We start from the raw sequence: 18,622 nt of genomic DNA, 5'->3' as shown, positions 1-18,622 counted from the left end.
CCACATATTGGGGTGTCCTGTGTTGGATTATCTCAGCCCACCCACCCACGACACCCCCCCCCCCCCACCCCCCCCCAACTTTCTTGGGGGGGCCCGGCGCTTCGGGCGCGCCCCCACCTCTGTATGGAGGAACACGTGGGTCCCCGCAAGCCGAACATGGAGTCGACCATCTACCTGGGCAGTGACGGTTGGTGGCACGGTCGCGTCACGATGGGCGTCAAGAACAACGGCAGCCCCGACCGGCGCCACCGGAGGGCCAGGACGGAACCCGCAGTGCGCCGGAAGGTCCGGGAGCTGGAGAAGCTCAGGGACGAGAAGCGCGCACCGAAGGCCGGCCGCATCCCCACCGTGGCTCAGTGGATGGAGACATACCTGACCACCATCGCAAGCCTGAAGCTCAAGCCGCGCTCGCTCGACGACTACTGGTCCAAGACACGCAACGACATCATCCCGGGCGTCGGTGGACACCGCCTGGACAAGCTCCAGCCGGAGCATTTGGAGCGGATGTATGCGGCCATGCTCGCGGAAGGTCACGCACCGTCCCACGTGCTCAAAGTGCACCGCATCCTGTCGCGGGCCCTCAAGATCGCGCACCGGCGCAGGGTGATCGGGGAGAACGTCGCCACGCTCGTAGACCCTCCGTCCGTCGACGAGACCGAGGCGAATCCCTTCACGAAGGAACAGGCCAAAGCCTTTTTGGAGGCTGCCGCAAAACGGCCCACCTTCATGCGGTGGACCGTCGGCGTCGGCATGGGCTTCCGGCAGGGGGAGACCCTCGGACTCCGGTGGCCGTACGTCGACCTCGAACAGGAGCTCTTCCACCCTCGCTGGCAGCTTCAGCGCCTCACCTGGCGACATGGCTGCTCAGACCCGCACGCCTGCGGTGACCGCCTTCACAGGTTCGAGCCGTGCCCGCCCGGCTGCACGACGCACAAGGGGTACAAGCGTGGCTGCCCCAGGCCGTGCACGAAGACCTGCAAGAGACATGCCAGCGCATGCCCGCTCCGCAAGGGTGGGGGCTTGGTCTTCACCCGCCCCAAGACCAAGAAGAGCTGGGAGCCCGTGCCTATCCCACCGCCCTTCATCCCGTACCTGCGCGAGCACAAAGCACAGCAGGACGAGGACCGGGCTGCGGCCGGCGAAGCGTGGCAGGAGTGCGGGGCGGTCTTCACCCGGCCGGACGGACGGCCGCTCGACCCCCGGCAGGACTGGCAGGAATTCAAGGAGCTGCTGGAGGAGTCCGGCATCAGTGACCGCCGCCTCTACGACGGCAGCCGACACACGGCCGGCACGATCCTGAATGAACTGGGCGTGGACATGCCCACGATCATGGAGATACTCCGGCATACGCAGATCAGTCAGACCCGCCGGTACGTCAAGGGGCGCTCGTCGCTCTCTAAGGACGCCATGCGCCGTATGGGGGACGCCTTCATGCCCTCACCGAAACCCACCACTGAGACCAGAACTGAGACCGAGGACACCCGATCGGCACGCGCCCGCCGTCGCAGACGCATCCGGTAAAAGCAAAAGCCCCAGGTCACGGCGAGTGAGTCCTGAGGCTTCTACAGAGCCGCCTTCGGGATTCGAACCCGAGACCTACGCATTACGAGTGCGTTGCTCTGGCCAACTGAGCTAAGGCGGCAAGCTGCCGGGGCCGGTTCGGCATCAGCAGCGCGCCCAAGTCTACACAGGTTCCAGGGGTGCTCCGTACACGCCGACCGGGAGGGGAGAGCAGCAGGTCAGGAGCACTTCTGGGAGGCGGGGGGCGGGGTCGTGGTGAGGAGGTAGTTGTTGATCGCGGTGTCGATGCAGGCGCTGCCCCGGGTGTACGCGGTGTGACCGTCGCCGTCGTAGGTCAGGAGGCGGCCGGAGGAGAGCTGGGAGGCCAGGGCGCGGGCCCAGGGGTAGGGGGTCGCGGGGTCGCGGGTGGTGCCGACGACGAGGATGGGGTCGGCTCCCGGGGCCGGGATGCGGTGCGGGCGGCCGGTGGCCGGGACGGACCAGTATCCGCAGGTCAGGGCCGACCAGGCGAGGCTCGTACCGAAGACGGGTGAGGCCTTCTCGAAGGCGGGGACGGCCGCGCGGACCTCGCCGGGATTGCGGAAGGCCGGCGGGAGGTCCAGGCAGTTCACGGCGGCGTTGGCGTACATCAGATTGGCGTAGTGGCCGGCGCCCGATCGCTCGTAGTAGGCGTCGGAGAGCTTCAGCAGCGGGGTGCCGTCCCCCCTCGTCGCGGAGTGCAGTGCCTTGCGCAGCAGACCCCAGGCGGCCTCGTCGTACATGGCGGAGATCACACCGGTGGTGGCGAGGCTCTCGGTGAGGCGGCGCGGCTTGGTGGCGGGCAGGGGCTGGGCGTCGAGCTGCTTGAAGAGGGCCTTCAGGCGATGCCCCGCGGCCGTGGCGGTGGTGGTGCCCAGCGGGCAGTCCCTGCGCTTGACGCAGTCCTCGGCGAAGGAGGTGAAGGCGGTCTGGAAGCCGGCGGTCTGGTCGCGGTTGATCCGCTGCGCGTCGAGCGAGGGATCGAGGGCCCCGTCGAGGACGAGGCGGCCGACGCGGGCCGGGAAGAGCCCGGCGTAGGTGGCGCCGAGGAACGTGCCGTACGAGGCGCCGACGTACGCCAGCTTCTCGTCGCCCAGGGCCGCGCGCAGGACGTCCATGTCGCGGGCGGCCTCGATGGTCGAGACGTGGCCGAGGAGCTTGCCGGCCCGGCCGGCGCAGCCCTCCGCGAACTTGATGTACGTGTCGACCAGTTCGCCGACCTCGCCGGCGTCGTCCGGGGTCTGGTCGACCTGGGTGTAGGCGTCCATGTCGGCGTCGGACAGGCAGGTGATCGGTTCGCTGGCGGCCACGCCGCGCGGGTCCATCGCCACCATGTCGTACCGGGCGCGGACGGCGGCGGGATAGCCGCCGGCGGCGAACTGCTGGAGATAGCCGATCGCCGAGCCGCCCGGGCCGCCGGGGTTGACCATCAGGGAGCCGAGGCGTTTGCCGGAGCCGGTGGCCTTCTTGCGGGAGACCGCCAGCTTGACGTCGTCCTCCGCCTGCGGCCTGGCGTAGTCCAGCGGGGCGATCAGCGTGGCGCACTCGAAGCCGGACGTGCCGCAGGGGCGCCAGGTCAACTTTTGTTTGTAGTACGGGCGGAGGTTGGCCGGCGCCTCGGCCGGCAGCGGGGCGAGGAGGCGGCCGGTGGCCGAGTGGTACGGAGAGGTGAAGGAGGAGGCGTACGGGCTGTGGGGGGCGCCGAGCACCCCCAGCCCCGTGGTGAGGTCCGACGCCCGCCCGCTGTCCCGGTCCTGCGGACGTGGCGCCGCGGACGCCCTCGGCGAGGCGCCGCCCATGGCGCAGCCGGAGATCAGCAGGGCCGCGGTCGCGATGACGGCGCCGGAGGTGCGGAGCAGACGGCTGGTGTCCATCGGCTGGTCCCTCTACGTGGAGTGCACGGGCATGGCAGGTGCGGGCCCCCGGGACGCACTCAGTCCTGCGATCGTCACAGGGAGTTACGGATAAGGACGACGCCCGGACGGAGCGTATCCGGATGGGTGTGTGCCATGGCCAGCCGCAGAGCGTCATTGGCCTCGTATGAGTGAGAGCGCGTAACCGCGAGGGGCTTGGCGCGTAGGCGGCGCTATCCCGCCCGGAGCGCCACCGTCATCGCCTCGACCGCGAGCAGCGGCGCCACGTTTCTGTCGAGTGCCTGGCGACAGGCGATGATCGCCTCGATACGGCGCAGCGTCCGCTCCGGGCCCGAGCCCGCGGCGACGCGCTGGAGGGCGTCGCGCGCGTCGGTGTTGGCGATCGGCACGCGGGAGCCGAGCTGCATCGCCAGGACGTCGCGGTAGAAGCCGGTCAGGTCGACCAGGGCGAGGTCGAGGCTGTCGCGCTGGGTGCGGGTGCCGCGGCGCTTCTGGCGGTCCTGGAGCTCCTTCATGGCGCCCGCGGTGCCGCGCGGGAGCCGGCCGCCGGTGCCGGCCGCGGCGCCGAGCGCCGAGCGCAGCGCCTCGGTCTCCTTGGTGTCGACCTCCTCGGCGACCTGCTTGGCGTCCTCGGCCGCCGCGTCGATGAGCTCCTGGGCCGCCTTCAGGCAGCCGCCGATGTCGTCGACGCGCAGCGGCACCTTCAGGACGGCCGCGCGGCGGGCGCGGGCGCGCTCGTCCGTGGCCAGACGGCGGGCCCGGCCGATGTGGCCCTGGGTGGCGCGGGCCGACTGCGCGGCGAGCTCGGGGTCGATGCCGTCGCGGCGGACGAGGATGTCCGCGACCGCGTCGACGGGGGGCGTCCGCAGGGTGAGCAGGCGGCAGCGCGAACGGATCGTCGGCAGCACGTCCTCCAGGGAGGGCGCGCACAGCAGCCACACGGTGCGCGGCGCGGGCTCCTCGACGGCCTTGAGGAGGACGTTCCCGGCGCCCTCGGTCAGGCGGTCGGCGTCCTCCAGGACGATGACCTGCCAGCGGCCGACGGCCGGGGACAGCTGGGCCCGGCGGACCAGTTCGCGGGTCTCCTTCACACCGATCGACAGCTGATCCGTGCGGACGATCTCGACGTCCGCGTGGGTGCCCACGAGCGTGGTGTGACAGCCGTCGCAGAACCCGCAGCCGGGGGGCGCGCCCATGGCACGGTCCGGGCTGGTGCACTGGAGCGCCGCCGCGAAGGCACGGGCGGCGGTGGACCGGCCGGAGCCGGGCGGACCGGTGAACAACCACGCGTGCGTCATCGACCCACCGCCGGCCGCCGCGGACACCTCACCGTCCGTCTCACGGGTCGCCGCAGCCGTGACCAGCGCGTCCGCGTCCCGCGCGGCGGCGGAGAGCTGCTCCGTCACCCGCTCCTGGCCGACCACGTCGTCCCACACCGCCATGGCTGTCCTCCACGCTGGTTGTCCTGCGATTACCCATTGTGGGACACGGCACTGACAACACCCGCCGCGATCGGCCGCCGGGGCCCGGCCGGGCGGCTCACGAGGGGGCGTGCGGGGCGGGAAGGCGCCTGGGAGAGCGCCCTGGCCGCCGGGCACTCACGCCCGTACGACACCACCGCGGGCGTCCACTCGCTTATGCACGGCAAACCCGAACACCCAGCCCCGTACGGGTCCGGTGCTGCCGACCTGCTGACGGTCCGGCGCGCCGACCACCGGCTCAGGGGCACAGCAGGCCCGAATCCCCCGGGTCCGCCTGGCATCACCGCTGCCGACCCCGCCGTCGGGCGCCCACGCGCCGAACCGGGGGTTACGGGCACGCCGGCCCGTACTGCCACATCGCGGCCGTGCCGGCCTTCACAGACCTCCGCCCGGAGGCGGCTGGGCCGCCCACCAGTAGAGGCGCCCCGCAAGCCCGGGTACTCAGACCCGCGCCACAGCCACCGTCAGCCCCACGAGCCGTCAGCCCCGTCGGCCGTCAACCCGCCGGCCGTCAGCCTCGCCGGCGGCTTGCATCGTCCTCGCCGCCGTCCCGGCCGGCGTCGTCCTGTCGGTCGGTGCCGCCTCGGCGGTCGGCCTCGCGCGGGCCGAGGAGCTCGTCCGCGAGCGTCGGGGCGTCGTCCGCCCAGCCCGGGCGGTTCCGGGACCTGCGGTCGGCGGGCCCGGTCCGGTCCTCGTTCAGCTGGGGCAGCTCGCGCGTGATCTCGCTGTCGGAGTCCGCCGGGGCCCGGTTCCGACCGCCGGCTTCGGCGTCCTCCGGCCGGAAGAGCCAGCCCGGCACCCGGTCCGTCGGGTTCGCCGGGCGCTCGACGCGGCCGGCACGCGCGGGCCGCTCGGACCGTACGGGCGGCAGCACGGCCGTCTCTTCCGCGTCACCCGGCGAAGACGAGCCGGTCGACTCATCCCGTACGGGCGGCAGCACGGCAGTCTCCTCCGCATCACCCGGCGCGGGCGAGCCGGTCGACTCCGCCCGTACCGGCGGAAGAACCGCGGTCTCCTCCGCATCACCCGCCGAAGGCGACCCGGCGGACGGCTGCGGCAGCACCGTCGTCTCCTCGGAATCGGAACCGGAGCCGGAGCCGACGCCAGAGGACGCGCCCTCGCCCTCCGAACGCTTCCCCTTCTCCATCCCCCACGTGATCCGCGGCGTCTCCGGCCGCGCCACCGGCGTCGCACCGCGCACCGGCGGCAGCACCGCCGTCTCGTCCTCCGCGCCCTGAGGCGCGACGGGCTGCGCGGCACGCGACACCGTGCGCGGGTCGATCCGCGGCCGTTCGACGGTCGGTGTCTGGTCCGGTGCCGCGTCCGGCGCGCGGTCCACCGTGCGCGGATCGGGCCGGCCGAGCACCGGCCTGCGCAGCGTCCGCGTCTCCTCCGAGCGGCGGCCCGCGTCCGGCTCGGACGCCGGCTTCGGCGGCTCTACCGTCTGCGTCTCCTGGGAGTCGGCGTCGACGCCGGACTCCCGCTCGGCGAGCGACGGCCGCTCGACCGTCGGAGCCTCATCCGCGGCCGCCGCGGCAGCCGCGGCCGCGGAAACCGCCTCCGCCTCCTCGGCCGCCCGCGCCGCCTCGATCCGCGCCTGCTCCGCCCGCAGCAGCGCTTCCTCCGCCTTGCGCTGCTTCTCGCGGCGCCGCTCCTCGGCCTCCGCCCGCAGCCGCGCCTCTTCCTCGGCCTGCTTGCGGAGCCGCTCCTGCTCGGCGGCGCGCGCACGCTCCTCCGCCTCGCGGCGCTTGCGCTCCTCCTCGGCCAGGCGGCGTGCCTCCTCGGCCCGCTGTCGGGCCTCCTCCGCGAGGCGCTCCTCCTCGCGTCGGCGGGCTTCCTCCAGCTCGCGGCGCTTGCGCTCCTCTTCCTCCGCGCGCAGCTTGGCGAGCATCGCCTGGCGCTCGCGCTCCAGCCGCTCCTCCTCCGCCTTGCGCGCGGCCTCTTCCTCGGCCCGGCGCCGGGCCTCTTCCTCGGCGGCCCTGCGGGCCTGCTCGCGGCGCTCGATCTCGGCCGCGGAGAGGGGAAGGACCTGGTCGAGGCGGTGGCGTACGACGGTGGAGACGGCCTCCGGCTCCTGGCCGGCGTCCACGACGAGATAGCGCGACGGGTCCGCGGCGGCCAGGGTCAGGAAGCCGGTCCGTACGCGCTGGTGGAACTCCGCCGGCTCGGACTCCAGGCGGTCGGGGGCCTCGGTGAACCGTTCCCTCGCGGTCTCGGGCGAGACGTCGAGCAGCACCGTCAGATGCGGTACGAGCCCGGCCGTGGCCCAGCGCGAGATCCGGGCGATCTCGGTCGGCGAGAGGTCGCGCCCGGCGCCCTGGTAGGCGACGGACGAGTCGATGTAGCGGTCGGTGATGACGACCGCGCCGCGCTCCAGGGCGGGCCGGACGACGGAGTCGACGTGCTGGGCGCGGTCGGCCGCGTACAGCAGGGCCTCGGCGCGGTCGGAGAGGCCGGCGGAGCCGACGTCGAGCAGGATGGCGCGCAGCCGCTTGCCGATGGCGGTCGCGCCGGGCTCGCGGGTGACGACGACCTCGTGGCCCTTGGCGCGGATCCAGTCGGCGACCGCCTGCACCTGGGTGGACTTGCCGGCGCCGTCACCGCCCTCGAAGGCGATGAAGAAGCCGGTGTCCGAGGGGGCCTGGTCGGGGTCGCCGCCCCGCAGCACGTCCATCAGATCGCGGCGGAACGGCACCCCGTGGCGGTCGTCGGTCTTGCCGAGGACGATCGCGCCGACGGGCAGCAGCAGCGCGCCGACGAGCATCAGCGTGAAGGCCGCCCCGCCGTGCGCGAAGACGAAGCTGCCGCTCTCCAGGCGGTGCGGCCCGATGGCGGCGGCGAGCAGCGGCGCCGCGACCGCGCCGAGGGCCGTGCTGACGCGGACGACGGCGTGCAGGTGGTCGGTCGTGCGGGCCCGGCGGCTCTCCTCGGTCTCCTGGTCGAGCAGGGAGTGCCCGGTGTTGGCGACGATGCCCGCGCCGACGCCTGCCACGAGGATGAGCAGCAGCACCGTGGTGGGGTCGGGCACCAGCCCGGCCGCCAGCAGCGCGAGGCCGGTCAGGGCGAGGGCGAGGGCGAGCAGGCGGCGGCGGGAGAAGCCGGGCAGCACCTTGCGCGCGCAGCGGATGCCGACGACCGGGCCGCCGCCGAGGGCGAGCACCAGCAGCCCGAAGGCGACCGGGCCGCCGCCGAGGTCGATGGCCTGGAGCGCGGCGACGCCGACGGCCGCCGCGATGGCGCCCGCGACCGCCGCGCAGGCCAGGACGAGCACCGGGATCGCGCCCGTGCGGCCCGTGTCGGGTCCTTGGGCGGGCGTCCTGGGGCGGCGCAGACCCTCAAGGGGGGAGCGCACGCGCGGGGACCGCGCGCCGGGGAGTTCGAGGGAGTGGAGGATCGCGATGGAGGTCGCGAAGAGCGCGGCGGAGAGGAAGGACCCCATCGCCACCTGGTGCTCGTGGAACCAGTCGATGCCGGAGCCGAAGAGATTGCTGACGAGCGTGATGGCGACGAGCGCGGCCGCGGCGACGGGCAGCGCGACGAAGTTCGTCCGCAGGGAGAGCCGGCGCAGGGCGTCGTAGTGGTCCGGCAGCGGCCGTACGCTCGCGCCCTCGGCGGGCGGCGCGGGCAGCAGCGCGGGGGCCGCGCCGTCCTTGGCGACGGTCCAGAAGCGTTCGGCGACGCCCAGGAGGAACGCCGAGACCAGCAGCAGGCCGAGCGCCCTGCTCTCGGTCCAGTCGATCCACAGGGGGGCGACGACCAGCAGGGCGAGCCGTACGCCGTCCGCGCCGATCATGGTCCAGCGGCGGTCGAGCGGTCCGGCCGGCGCGATGAGCGAGGCGACCGGGCCGAGCAGGACGGCGCCGAAGAGCAGGGTCGCGAGCAGGCGTGCGCCGAGGACCGCGGCGACCGCGAGGGCGGCACCGCGGTAACCGCCCCCGAACGACCCGGCCACGACCGACGCCTGCAGCGCCAGCGACAGGAGGACCAGGAGGGCGAGGGAGTCCCCGGCCCCGCCGACGAACTGGGCGCTCCACAACCGCCGGAGCGGCGGGATGCGCAGCAGGGCCCGTACGGCGCGCTCGCGGGAGTCCGCGGCTAGGGCGCCGGATGTGGGGGTTTCCACTGTTGGCTGCTCGGCTCGCGTCATCCTGCCAGCCTATCCGGAGTGACCGGCCATCAATCGCCGTCCCGAACGTCTGAGCGAGTCGAGGTGTCGGGATTCAAACACGGGACGACGCGGGAAGAGGAGAAGGGCGGAGAACCGGTATCCGGCCCTCCGCCCTTCTCGAAGCCCTTCTCGACGTTCGTCGCGACGCCGGTAGGCGTCACATCGGCGTCCGCGCGCTACTCCGCGGAAGCCGCCGACGCCTGCGACGCGGCAGCGGTCTTCTTCGCCGCCGTCGTCTTCTTCGCCGCGGTGGTCTTCTTCGCGGTCGTCGTCTTCTTGGCGGCCGTCTTCTTCGCGGCGGTCTTCTTGGCCGTCGCCTTCTTGGCCGTCGTCGCCTTCTTCGCCGGCGCCTTCTTGGCGGTCTTCTTCGCCGGTGCCTTGGCGCGCTTCTCGGCGAGGAGCTCGTAGCCGCGCTCCGGCGTGATCGTCTCGACGTCGTCGTCACGGCGCAGCGTGGCGTTGGTCTCGCCGTCCGTCACGTACGGACCGAAGCGACCGTCCTTGACCACGACGGGTCGCTCGCTGACCGGGTCGGTGCCCAGTTCCTTCAGCGGCGGCTTGGCCGCGGCCCGGCCGCGCTGCTTGGGCTGGGCGTAGATCGCCAGGGCCTCGTCGAGCGTGATCGTGAAGAGCTGGTCCTCGGTCTCCAGCGACCGCGAGTCGGTGCCCTTCTTCAGATACGGGCCGTAGCGGCCGTTCTGGGCGGTGATCTCGACGCCTTCGGCGTCCTTGCCGACGACGCGGGGCAGCGACATCAGCTTGAGCGCGTCGTCGAGGGTGACCGTGTCGAGGGACATGGTCTTGAAGAGCGAGGCGGTGCGCGGCTTGACCGCGTTCTTGCCGGTCTTCGGGGTGCCCTCGGGGAGGATCTCGGTGACGTACGGGCCGTAGCGGCCGTCCTTGGCGACGATCTCGTGGCCGGTGGCCGGGTCGGTGCCCAGCTCGAAGTCGCCGCTCGGCTTCGCCAGCAGCTCCTCCGCGTGCTCCACCGTCAGCTCGTCCGGAGCGAGGTCTTCCGGCACGTCGGCGCGCTGGTGGCCGTCGGTGTCCTTCTCGCCGCGCTCGACGTACGGGCCGTAGCGGCCGACGCGCAGCATGATGTCGTTGCCGACCGGGAACGAGGACACCTCACGGGCGTCGATCGCGCCGAGGTCGGTGACGAGCTCCTTGAGGCCGCCGAGGTGGTCGCCGTCGCCGTTGCCGGCCTCGGCGGCGCCGCCGGCCGAGCCCTCGGTGCCCTCGCCGAAGTAGAAGCGGCGCAGCCACGGCACGGCCTGGGCCTCGCCGCGGGCGATGCGGTCGAGGTCGTCCTCCATGGAGGCGGTGAAGTCGTAGTCGACGAGCCGGCCGAAGTGCTTCTCCAGCAGGTTGACGACCGCGAAGGACAGGAAGGACGGGACGAGTGCCGTGCCCTTCTTGAAGACGTAGCCGCGGTCGAGGATCGTGCCGATGATCGACGCGTACGTCGACGGGCGGCCGATCTCCCGCTCCTCCAGCTCCTTGACCAGCGACGCCTCGGTGTAGCGGGCCGGGGGCTTGGTGGCGTGGCCGTCGGCCGTGATCTCCTCGGCGGTCAGCGGGTCGCCCTCGGTGACCTGCGGGAGGCGGCGCTCGCGGTCGTCGAGCTCGGCGTTCGGGTCGTCGGCACCCTCGACGTAGGCCTTCATGAAGCCGTGGAAGGTGATCGTCTTGCCGGAGGCGCTGAACTCGGCGTCCCGGCCGTCGCTCGCCCGGCCGCCGATCTTGACGGTGACGGAGTTGCCGGTCGCGTCCTTCATCTGGGAGGCGACGGTCCGCTTCCAGATCAGCTCGTAGAGGCGGAACTGGTCGCCGGTCAGGCCGGTCTCGGCGGGCGTACGGAAACGGTCACCCGACGGGCGGATCGCCTCGTGCGCCTCCTGGGCGTTCTTGACCTTGCCGGCGTACGTCCGCGGCTTGTCCGGCAGATAGTCGGCGCCGTACAGCTGCGTCACCTGGGCCCGCGCGGCCTGCACGGCCGTGTCGGACAGCGTAGTGGAGTCCGTACGCATATAGGTGATGAAGCCGTTTTCGTACAGCTTCTGCGCCACCTGCATGGTGGCCTTCGCACCGAAGCCCAGCTTGCGCGAGGCCTCCTGCTGGAGCGTGGTCGTCCGGAACGGCGCGTACGGCGAGCGGCGGTACGGCTTGGACTCGACGGAGCGCACCGAGAACGCCGAGTCCGCCAGGGCGGCGGCGAGGGCACGGGCGTTCGCCTCGTCCAGGTGCAGGACGGTGGAGTTGTCCTTGAGCACACCGGTCGAGCCGAAGTCGCGGCCCTGCGCCACGCGGCGGCCGTCGACGGCGGACAGGCGGGCGGACAGGGTGCCCGGGTCGGTCGCGTCGCCGCCGCGGCCGGTGGCGAAGGTGCCGGTCAGGTCCCAGTACTCGGCGGAGCGGAAGGCGATGCGCTCGCGCTCCCGCTCGACGACGAGGCGCGTGGCGACGGACTGCACCCGGCCGGCCGACAGCCGGGGCATGACCTTCTTCCACAGGACCGGCGAGACCTCGTAGCCGTAGAGGCGGTCGAGGATGCGGCGGGTCTCCTGGGCGTCGACGAGCTTCTTGTTGAGCTCGCGGGGGTTGGCGACGGCCTCGCGGATCGCGTCCTTGGTGATCTCGTGGAAGACCATCCGGCGGACGGGGACCTTGGGCTTGAGGACTTCCTGGAGGTGCCACGCGATGGCTTCGCCCTCGCGGTCCTCATCGGTGGCGAGGAAGAGCTCGTCGGACTCGGCCAGCAGCTGCTTGAGCTTCTTGACCTGGTCCTTCTTGTCGTGGTTGACGACATAGATGGGCTGGAAGTCGGCATCGACGTTCACGCCGAGGCGGGCCCAGGACTCGCCCTTGTACTTGGCCGGGACCTCGGCGGCCCCGTTCGGCAGGTCACGGATGTGCCCGACGCTCGCCTCGACGACGTATCCGGGGCCGAGGTAGCCCTTGATCGTCTTCGCCTTGGCAGGCGACTCGACGATGACGAGTCGGCGGCCGCCCTGTGCGGTCTCGCTGGTCGGGGACAACTTCGCTCTTCTTCCGGTCGGCACTCGGTGTAGGCGCTGCGGTGACGCTGCGGAGTGTGACGGTACATCCCGCCCCCGTGTCAAACGGAAAAAGCCCGCAACGCCACTCGAACGGTAACCCGACAAGCGTCCTGTCTGCCGCCCGGACCGGCACACCGTGGGAGAGGAGGGGTTGCCGGGGCGCCGCGCCGCCCTGTTCCGGCCGTGTGTGCCGGGTGTCGCGAACCCGACCCTCCTCGGCGTGCCGTCAGCCCTCCACCGGGGTCAGGAAACCCTGCTCGACCAGCAGCCGGATCGCCTCCGGGGTGCGGTCGCGCAGCAGCACCGGATCCTCTCCGACCAGCTGCGCGATGGCGTCGAGGATGCGGCCGGCGCTGAGAGAGCCGTCACACACCCCGGCGAAGCCCGCGCCGACCGTGTCCACCTTGGTGGCCCGCCGCATTCCGCGGTTCTGGCGGAGCACCACGTGCTCGGGGTCCTCCGCGCCGGGCAGCCCGACCTGCTCCTGCACGACCTCCTCGGCCAGCCGGAAGCGGACGCCCAGCAGCGACGCGTCGTCATGCGCGCGCAGGAAGTCCTGTCGCTCGAAATGGGCCCGAACGGAGGCACCGAGCGGCTGCTCGACCGGGTGGGGCCACTCCTCCGCGGTGACGGAAGGCCGCTCCGCGCCCGATTTACGCAGCGTGATCCAGCCAAATCCGACGGCTTTGGTCTTGCGCGCCTCGAACTCGTCCAGCCACGCGTCATAGCGGGCCGCGTACTGCGCGGGGTCGGTCAGGTGATCGCCGCCGTCGCGCAGCCACAGCTCGGCGTACTGCGCGACGTCCTGCACCTCGCGCTGGACGATCCAGGCGTCGCAGCCGCGCGGCACCCAGGAGGAGAGCCGGTCCCGCCAGTCCTCGCCCTCGACGTGCTGCCAATTGGCGAGCAGCTGGCAATATCCGCCGTCGTTCAGCCGGTCGGCGGCCTGCTGGACGAGGCTCCGGCACAGGTCGTCGCCGCCCATGCCGCCGTCGCGGTAGGTCAGCCGGGCTCCGGGGGAGATCACGAACGGCGGGTTGGAGACGATCAGGTCGTACGTGTCCTGGGCGACCGGCTCGAAGAGCGAGCCCTCGCGCAGGTCGGGCTCGGCCGCGCCGGACAGGGCGAGCGTCAGGCGCGCGAAGTGCAGGGCGCGCGGGTTGAGGTCGGTGGCGGTGACCTTGGTGGCGTGCTGGGCGGCGTGCAGTGCCTGGATACCGGAGCCGGTGCCGAGGTCGAGGGCGCTCGCCACGGGCGTACGGACGGTGATCCCGGCCAGTGTGGTGGAGGCGCCGCCGACGCCGAGGACGAGCTGCGAGCGCTCGACGCCGGCCGGGCCCGCGGCACCACCGGCGATGCCGCCGGCGCCGCCGACGGCGCAGCCCAGGTCGGAGACGATCCACCAGTCCTGCCCGTCGGGGCCGCCGTAGGGGCGCACGTCGACGGTCGCCCGTACATCGTCGCCGTCCCGGACCAGCCAGCCGGCGGCCAGGCTCTCGTCCATGGGCAGCGCGGCGGCGGCCCGCCCGTACGCGACGGGGCGCTGGAGCAGGAAGAGGCGGACCAGCGTCTCCAGCGGGCCGTCGCCACGGGTGGCGCGCAGTGCGGGGACGGTCTCGCTGCGGGCGAGGGCGGCGTAGGCGGGCGCGCCCAGCAGGTCGAGGAGGCCGTCGGCGGTGAAGTCGGCGGCGAGCAGGGCGTCGCGCAGTCGGGCGATGCGCGCGCGGTCGGCGGCGGGAAGGAGCGTACTCACCCGACCATTGTCGGGGGCACCACTGACAAATGACGCCACCGGCGAATACGCATCGGCAGATGCGCGTCGGCGGATGACAACAGCGGCGGCGCGGGCCGGGACGGCGAACGCCCGGTGCCACGCCGCCTGGGGGCGTGGCACCGGGCGAGGCGACCGGGCGGTTTCCGTGTGTCGGCCGCTTCTTCCCGCCGCCGGTTACTTCTTCGTATTGGTGGGCGTGGGCCCGCCCGGCGTCTTCTGGCAGCCGGGCTGCTTCGCCATGGCCTTGCCGACGTCGCCGGACTGGAGCTTCTTGAGGGCCTCGTCGCTCTGGCTGCTGAGCTTGCCGATGTCCCCGCCGATGCCCTTGAGCCCGTCGGCGAACTTCGCCTTGTCACCGGTGTCGAGGCCGTCGATGCGCTTCTTGAGGCCGGTGTACGCCCCGGAGAGGTCGTTGAGGGCCTTGACGGCGTTCTTCTGGCTGTTCTCGCCGTCCTTGACGGGCGGCGCGCCCGCGTCCTGAACGCTCTTGGCCAGCGCCTTGTAGGCGTCCGCGTTGGCCTGGAAGGCGGCCGAGTCGGTCTGCTGGACCTTCTTGGAGTCCTCCTCCGTCTGGACGCCGGCGATGGAGTGGTTGGCGTCCTGGATCTTCTTCACCTGGGGCTGCATCTGGTCGCAGACCTTCTTGGACCAGTCGTCGAGCTTCTTGTTGCCTTCGTCGTCTCCGCCACAGCCCGACAGTGCCAGGACAAGTGCCGCACCGCCGGACAGTGCAGCCACAAGCTTCTTGTTCACCGGATTGGTCCCTTCGATGGCTCTCGGCCCCGGAACTTACACGTCCGGGCGGTACCGCCTGAGAGCCGAGTACCCTGTTCGCCCCCTTTTGAAGCCATTTGCACCAAGCAAGGCGTGGTGTTCGCCGCACATGATCGGCGTCACGCGCCCCGGCGGCGCACACGGGTGGGCGGCGCGCCCGTGCGCTCCGCCCACCCGTACTCCTGACGTCCGGTCAGTGCGCCCTGCCCCTGACTGTCGGTCAGCGTGCCCCGGACGCTAGGAGACCACCGCCGGGTCGACCGGCCGCGCCGCCGGCTCGGGGTTGCCGTCGTCGCCGTCGACGGCCACGCCGCGCCGCTTGGAGACGTAGACCGCGCCGACGATGACGACGGTGGCCAGCACCGCGACGCCGATCCGCAGGCCGTTGTTGGCGTCGTCGCCGTAGGAGAACTTCACCACCGCCGGTGCGATCAGTAGTGCGACGAGGTTCATCACCTTCAGCAGCGGGTTGATGGCGGGGCCCGCGGTGTCCTTGAACGGGTCGCCCACCGTGTCGCCGATGACCGTGGCGGCGTGCGCCTCGCTGCCCTTGCCGCCGTGGTGCCCGTCCTCCACCAGCTTCTTGGCGTTGTCCCAGGCGCCACCGGAGTTGGCCAGGAAGACCGCCATGAGCGTGCCGGTGCCGATGGCGCCCGCGAGGTACGAACCGAGCGCGCCGACGCCGAGCGCGAACCCGACCGCGATCGGTGCCATCACGGCCAGCAGGCCGGGCGTGGCGAGCTCCCGCAGCGCGTCCTTGGTGCAGATGTCCACCACGCGCCCGTACTCCGGCTTTTCGGTGTAGTCCATGATCCCGGGGTGCTCGCGGAACTGCCGCCGCACCTCGTAGACCACCGAGCCGGCCGAGCGCGAGACGGCGTTGATGGCCAGCCCCGAGAAGAGGAAGACGACGGCGGCGCCGAGGACCAGGCCGACCAGGTTGTTGGGCTGGGAGATGTCCAGGCTCAGGCCCAGCTCACCGGACTTGGCGTGCACGTCCTGGACGGCGGTGGCGATGGCGTCGCGGTACGAGCCGAAGAGCGCCGACGCGGCCAGCACGGCCGTGGCGATGGCTATGCCCTTGGTGATCGCCTTGGTGGTGTTGCCCACGGCGTCGAGGTCGGTGAGGACCTGCGCGCCCGCGCCCTGGACGTCGCCGGACATCTCGGCGATGCCCTGCGCGTTGTCGGAGACCGGCCCGAAGGTGTCCATGGCGACGATGACGCCGACGGTGGTCAGCAGGCCCGTACCGGCGAGCGCGACGGCGAACAGGGCGAGCATGATGGACGTGCCGCCGAGCAGGAACGCGCCGTAGACGCTGAGGGCGATCAGGACGGCCGAGTAGACCGCCGACTCCAGGCCGATGGAGATGCCCGCGAGGATGACGGTGGCGGGGCCGGTCAGGGAGGTCTTGCCGATGTCGCGCACGGGCCGCCGGCTGGTCTCCGTGAAGTAGCCCGTGAGCTGCTGGATGAGGGCGGCGAGCACGATGCCGATGGCCACCGCGACGAGCGCGAGGACGCGCGGGTCGCCGCCGTGGCCGCGGATGGCCTCGTCGCCGATGCCCTTCAAGTCCGCGTAGCTGGACGGCAGGTAGACGAACACGGCGACGGCCACCAGCACGAGCGAGACGACGGCCGAGATGAAGAAGCCGCGGTTGATGGCCGTCATGCCGCTGCGGTCGCTGCGGCGCGGGGCGACCGCGAAGATGCCGATCATCGCGGTGAGCACGCCGATGGCGGGGACGAGCAGCGGGAAGGCCAGGCCGGCGTCGCCGAACGCGGCCTTGCCGAGGATCAGCGCGGCGACGAGTGTCACGGCGTAGGACTCGAAGAGGTCCGCGGCCATGCCCGCGCAGTCGCCGACGTTGTCGCCCACGTTGTCGGCGATGGTGGCGGCGTTGCGCGGGTCGTCCTCGGGGATGCCCTTTTCCACCTTGCCGACCAGGTCGGCGCCGACGTCGGCGGCCTTGGTGAAGATGCCGCCGCCGACCCGCATGAACATCGCGAGGAGCGCCGCGCCGAAGCCGAAGCCCTCCAGGACCTTGGGCGCGTCGGCGGCGTAGACGAGGACCACGCATGAGGCGCCCAGCAGGCCGAGCCCGACCGTGAACATCCCGACGACACCGCCCGTACGGAACGCGATCTTCATGGCCTTGTGCGAGACGGCCGTCAGATCCTTCTCGGGCTCGCCCTCGGCGGGCGTGGCCTCGCGCGCGGCCGCGGCGACCCGCACATTGCTGCGCACGGCGAGCCACATGCCGATATAGCCGGTGGCCGCGGAGAAGAGCGCGCCGATCAAAAAGAAGGCCGAACGACCCGCACGCTGTGACCAGTTGTCCGCGGGCAACAGCATGAGCAGGAAGAACACCGCCACGGCGAATACGCTCAGGGTGCGCAACTGCCGGGCGAGATAGGCGTTCGCGCCTTCCTGCACGGCCGCGGCGATCTCTTTCATGCGCTCGGTGCCCTCGCCGGCGGCGAGGACCTGCCGTACGAGCACCACGGCCACCGCGAGCGCCGCGAGCGCGACGGCCCCGATCACCATCACCAGGGTGCGATTGCCCTGCGTCAGCTCGGCTGCGAGATTCCGGGTGAAGTCCACCTGTTCAGGGGTAAGGGGCCCCGCCATTCGTCCTCCTTGACGTTTGGCACATGGGCGCGCGACCGATCCGCGACCGCGGAACAGCCGCCACGCTCAGGCGACCTGAGCTCAAGATGGACGGATTGTAGGGAGCATGGCGAGATCAAAACAGAGCGCGGCAAAGCGAATGAGCCGGGGACCGGTGAAGATCGAGTGAATGATCGGCCGGATAAACGATCGCCGAGGAAGATCCGAAAGCGGAGATCGCCGGTCGGAGATCGGAATTGCCGCCCGCCTTCGACGGGCACCGATGAATTCGGCCATTCGGGGGACGACTGCCGGATCGGCGCCCGCGCAGAACAGTTACGCCAGGCGGGGGACGCCGCACTACGGCGACGGGGGGAGGTCCGGCTACGGAAGCACGGCGGCCGATGTCGTCGGCCAGCTCATCCTGATGAGGCCACCGGACTCGTCGGCGGTCACCTCGACGTCGTCGACGAGCCCGCTGATCACGGCGAGGCCCATGTCGTCCTCGGCGTCGGCACCGCCGTCGTCGTGGGCGGGGATGGGCCGGTCCCGGCCGATCGCGGCGGTGATCTCGGCGGGCATGGCGTGCGGCGCGTCGTCCCCCACCTCGATGGAGAACTTCTTCTCGTCCTCGACCAGCACGACCCGCACCGGGGTGGTCACGCCATGGCTGACGTGCAGTCCGACGGCACGCGAGCACGCCTCACCCACGGCGAGGCGGAGCTCGTCCAGCACGGCCTCGTCGACACCGGCCCGGCGCGCCACCGCGGCCGCCACCAGGCGGGCGGTCCGGACGTGCTCGGGAAGGGCACTGAAGAGCAGTTCGACGGTGGCCATGCCATCCCCCTCGGTCGCACGTGCCCCCTTCCCCTCTTCCGGAAAAGGGCTGACTCGCGAGAGGGCCGGGCCCTCAGGCCCGGTACCCCCCGCGTGGCAGTTTTCCTGCGACGACCGTCAGTCGGTCGCCTGCACCGCGTCCTCGACCGAGGTGTGAATCGGGAACACCTTGGTCAGACCGGTGATACGGAAAATCTTCAGAATGCGCTCCTGGTTGCAGACCAGGCGCAGCGAGCCCTCGTGGGCTCGCACCCGCTTGAGGCCGCCGACCAGCACGCCGAGCCCGGTGGAGTCGAGGAAGTCGACGCCCTCCATGTCCACGACGAGGTGATAGCTGCCGTCGTTGACAAGCTCGACCAACTGCTCACGCAGCTTGGGCGCGGTGTACACATCAATCTCGCCACCGACCCGGACAACCGTACGGTCGCCTACGGTCTCGGTCGACAGGGACAGGTCCACGGATCCTCCAGCACCTTGCATCGAGCGGTCGCCCCCCATGGATCGGC

Annotated in this window: 10 protein-coding genes and 1 tRNA gene; 1 reads left to right on the top strand and 10 read right to left on the bottom strand. The window is 71.9% G+C overall.

Annotated features, from left to right (window positions below):
- Positions 1-135: 135 nt before the first annotated feature.
- Positions 136-1,521, top strand: coding sequence for a tyrosine-type recombinase/integrase (locus ACZ303_RS26615; RefSeq protein ID WP_467342997.1), 1,386 nt, complete (start codon positions 136-138; stop codon positions 1,519-1,521).
- Between the two features lie 47 nt (positions 1,522-1,568).
- On the opposite strand, the gene ACZ303_RS26610 is transcribed toward ACZ303_RS26615, so the two are convergent.
- The 10 genes from ACZ303_RS26610 to bldG form a co-directional block, all read right to left on the bottom strand.
- Positions 1,569-1,642, bottom strand: a tRNA-Thr gene (locus ACZ303_RS26610).
- Between the two features lie 97 nt (positions 1,643-1,739).
- A complete protein-coding gene (locus tag ACZ303_RS26605; RefSeq protein ID WP_467342996.1) occupies positions 1,740-3,413 on the bottom strand; it encodes an alpha/beta hydrolase in 1,674 nt (557 codons plus the stop codon).
- A 212-nt stretch (positions 3,414-3,625) separates the two neighbouring features.
- Positions 3,626-4,855 carry a DNA polymerase III subunit delta' gene (locus ACZ303_RS26600; RefSeq protein WP_467342995.1) on the bottom strand — a complete coding sequence of 410 codons (1,230 nt, stop codon included), beginning with the start codon at positions 4,853-4,855 and terminating at the stop codon, positions 3,626-3,628.
- Positions 4,856-5,405: 550 nt separating this feature from the next.
- Positions 5,406-9,041 carry a dTMP kinase gene (tmk, locus tag ACZ303_RS26595; RefSeq protein WP_467342994.1) on the bottom strand — a complete coding sequence of 1,212 codons (3,636 nt, stop codon included), beginning with the start codon at positions 9,039-9,041 and terminating at the stop codon, positions 5,406-5,408.
- Positions 9,042-9,238: 197 nt separating this feature from the next.
- Positions 9,239-12,100: a type I DNA topoisomerase gene (gene topA, locus ACZ303_RS26590; RefSeq protein WP_467342993.1), complete on the bottom strand. Its 2,862-nt coding sequence runs from the start codon at positions 12,098-12,100 to the stop codon at positions 9,239-9,241.
- Positions 12,101-12,347: 247 nt separating this feature from the next.
- On the bottom strand, positions 12,348-13,874 hold the full coding sequence (locus ACZ303_RS26585) for a DUF7059 domain-containing protein (protein WP_467342992.1): 1,527 nt from the start codon (positions 13,872-13,874) through the stop codon (positions 12,348-12,350).
- Between the two features lie 195 nt (positions 13,875-14,069).
- Complete coding sequence (locus ACZ303_RS26580) at positions 14,070-14,648, bottom strand: small secreted protein (RefSeq protein ID WP_467342991.1); 579 nt, start codon at positions 14,646-14,648, stop codon at positions 14,070-14,072.
- A 258-nt stretch (positions 14,649-14,906) separates the two neighbouring features.
- Positions 14,907-17,300: a sodium-translocating pyrophosphatase gene (locus ACZ303_RS26575; RefSeq protein WP_467342990.1), complete on the bottom strand. Its 2,394-nt coding sequence runs from the start codon at positions 17,298-17,300 to the stop codon at positions 14,907-14,909.
- Positions 17,301-17,663: 363 nt separating this feature from the next.
- Positions 17,664-18,116 carry an ATP-binding protein gene (locus ACZ303_RS26570; protein ID WP_467342989.1) on the bottom strand — a complete coding sequence of 151 codons (453 nt, stop codon included), beginning with the start codon at positions 18,114-18,116 and terminating at the stop codon, positions 17,664-17,666.
- Positions 18,117-18,233: 117 nt separating this feature from the next.
- A complete protein-coding gene (gene bldG / locus ACZ303_RS26565; protein WP_030367299.1) occupies positions 18,234-18,575 on the bottom strand; it encodes an anti-sigma factor antagonist BldG in 342 nt (113 codons plus the stop codon).
- Between the last annotated feature and the right edge of the window lie 47 nt (positions 18,576-18,622).

The sequence above is a fragment of the Streptomyces sp. NPDC023527 genome (assembly GCF_055560115.1).
This window is presented reverse-complemented; position numbering and strand designations above follow the sequence as displayed.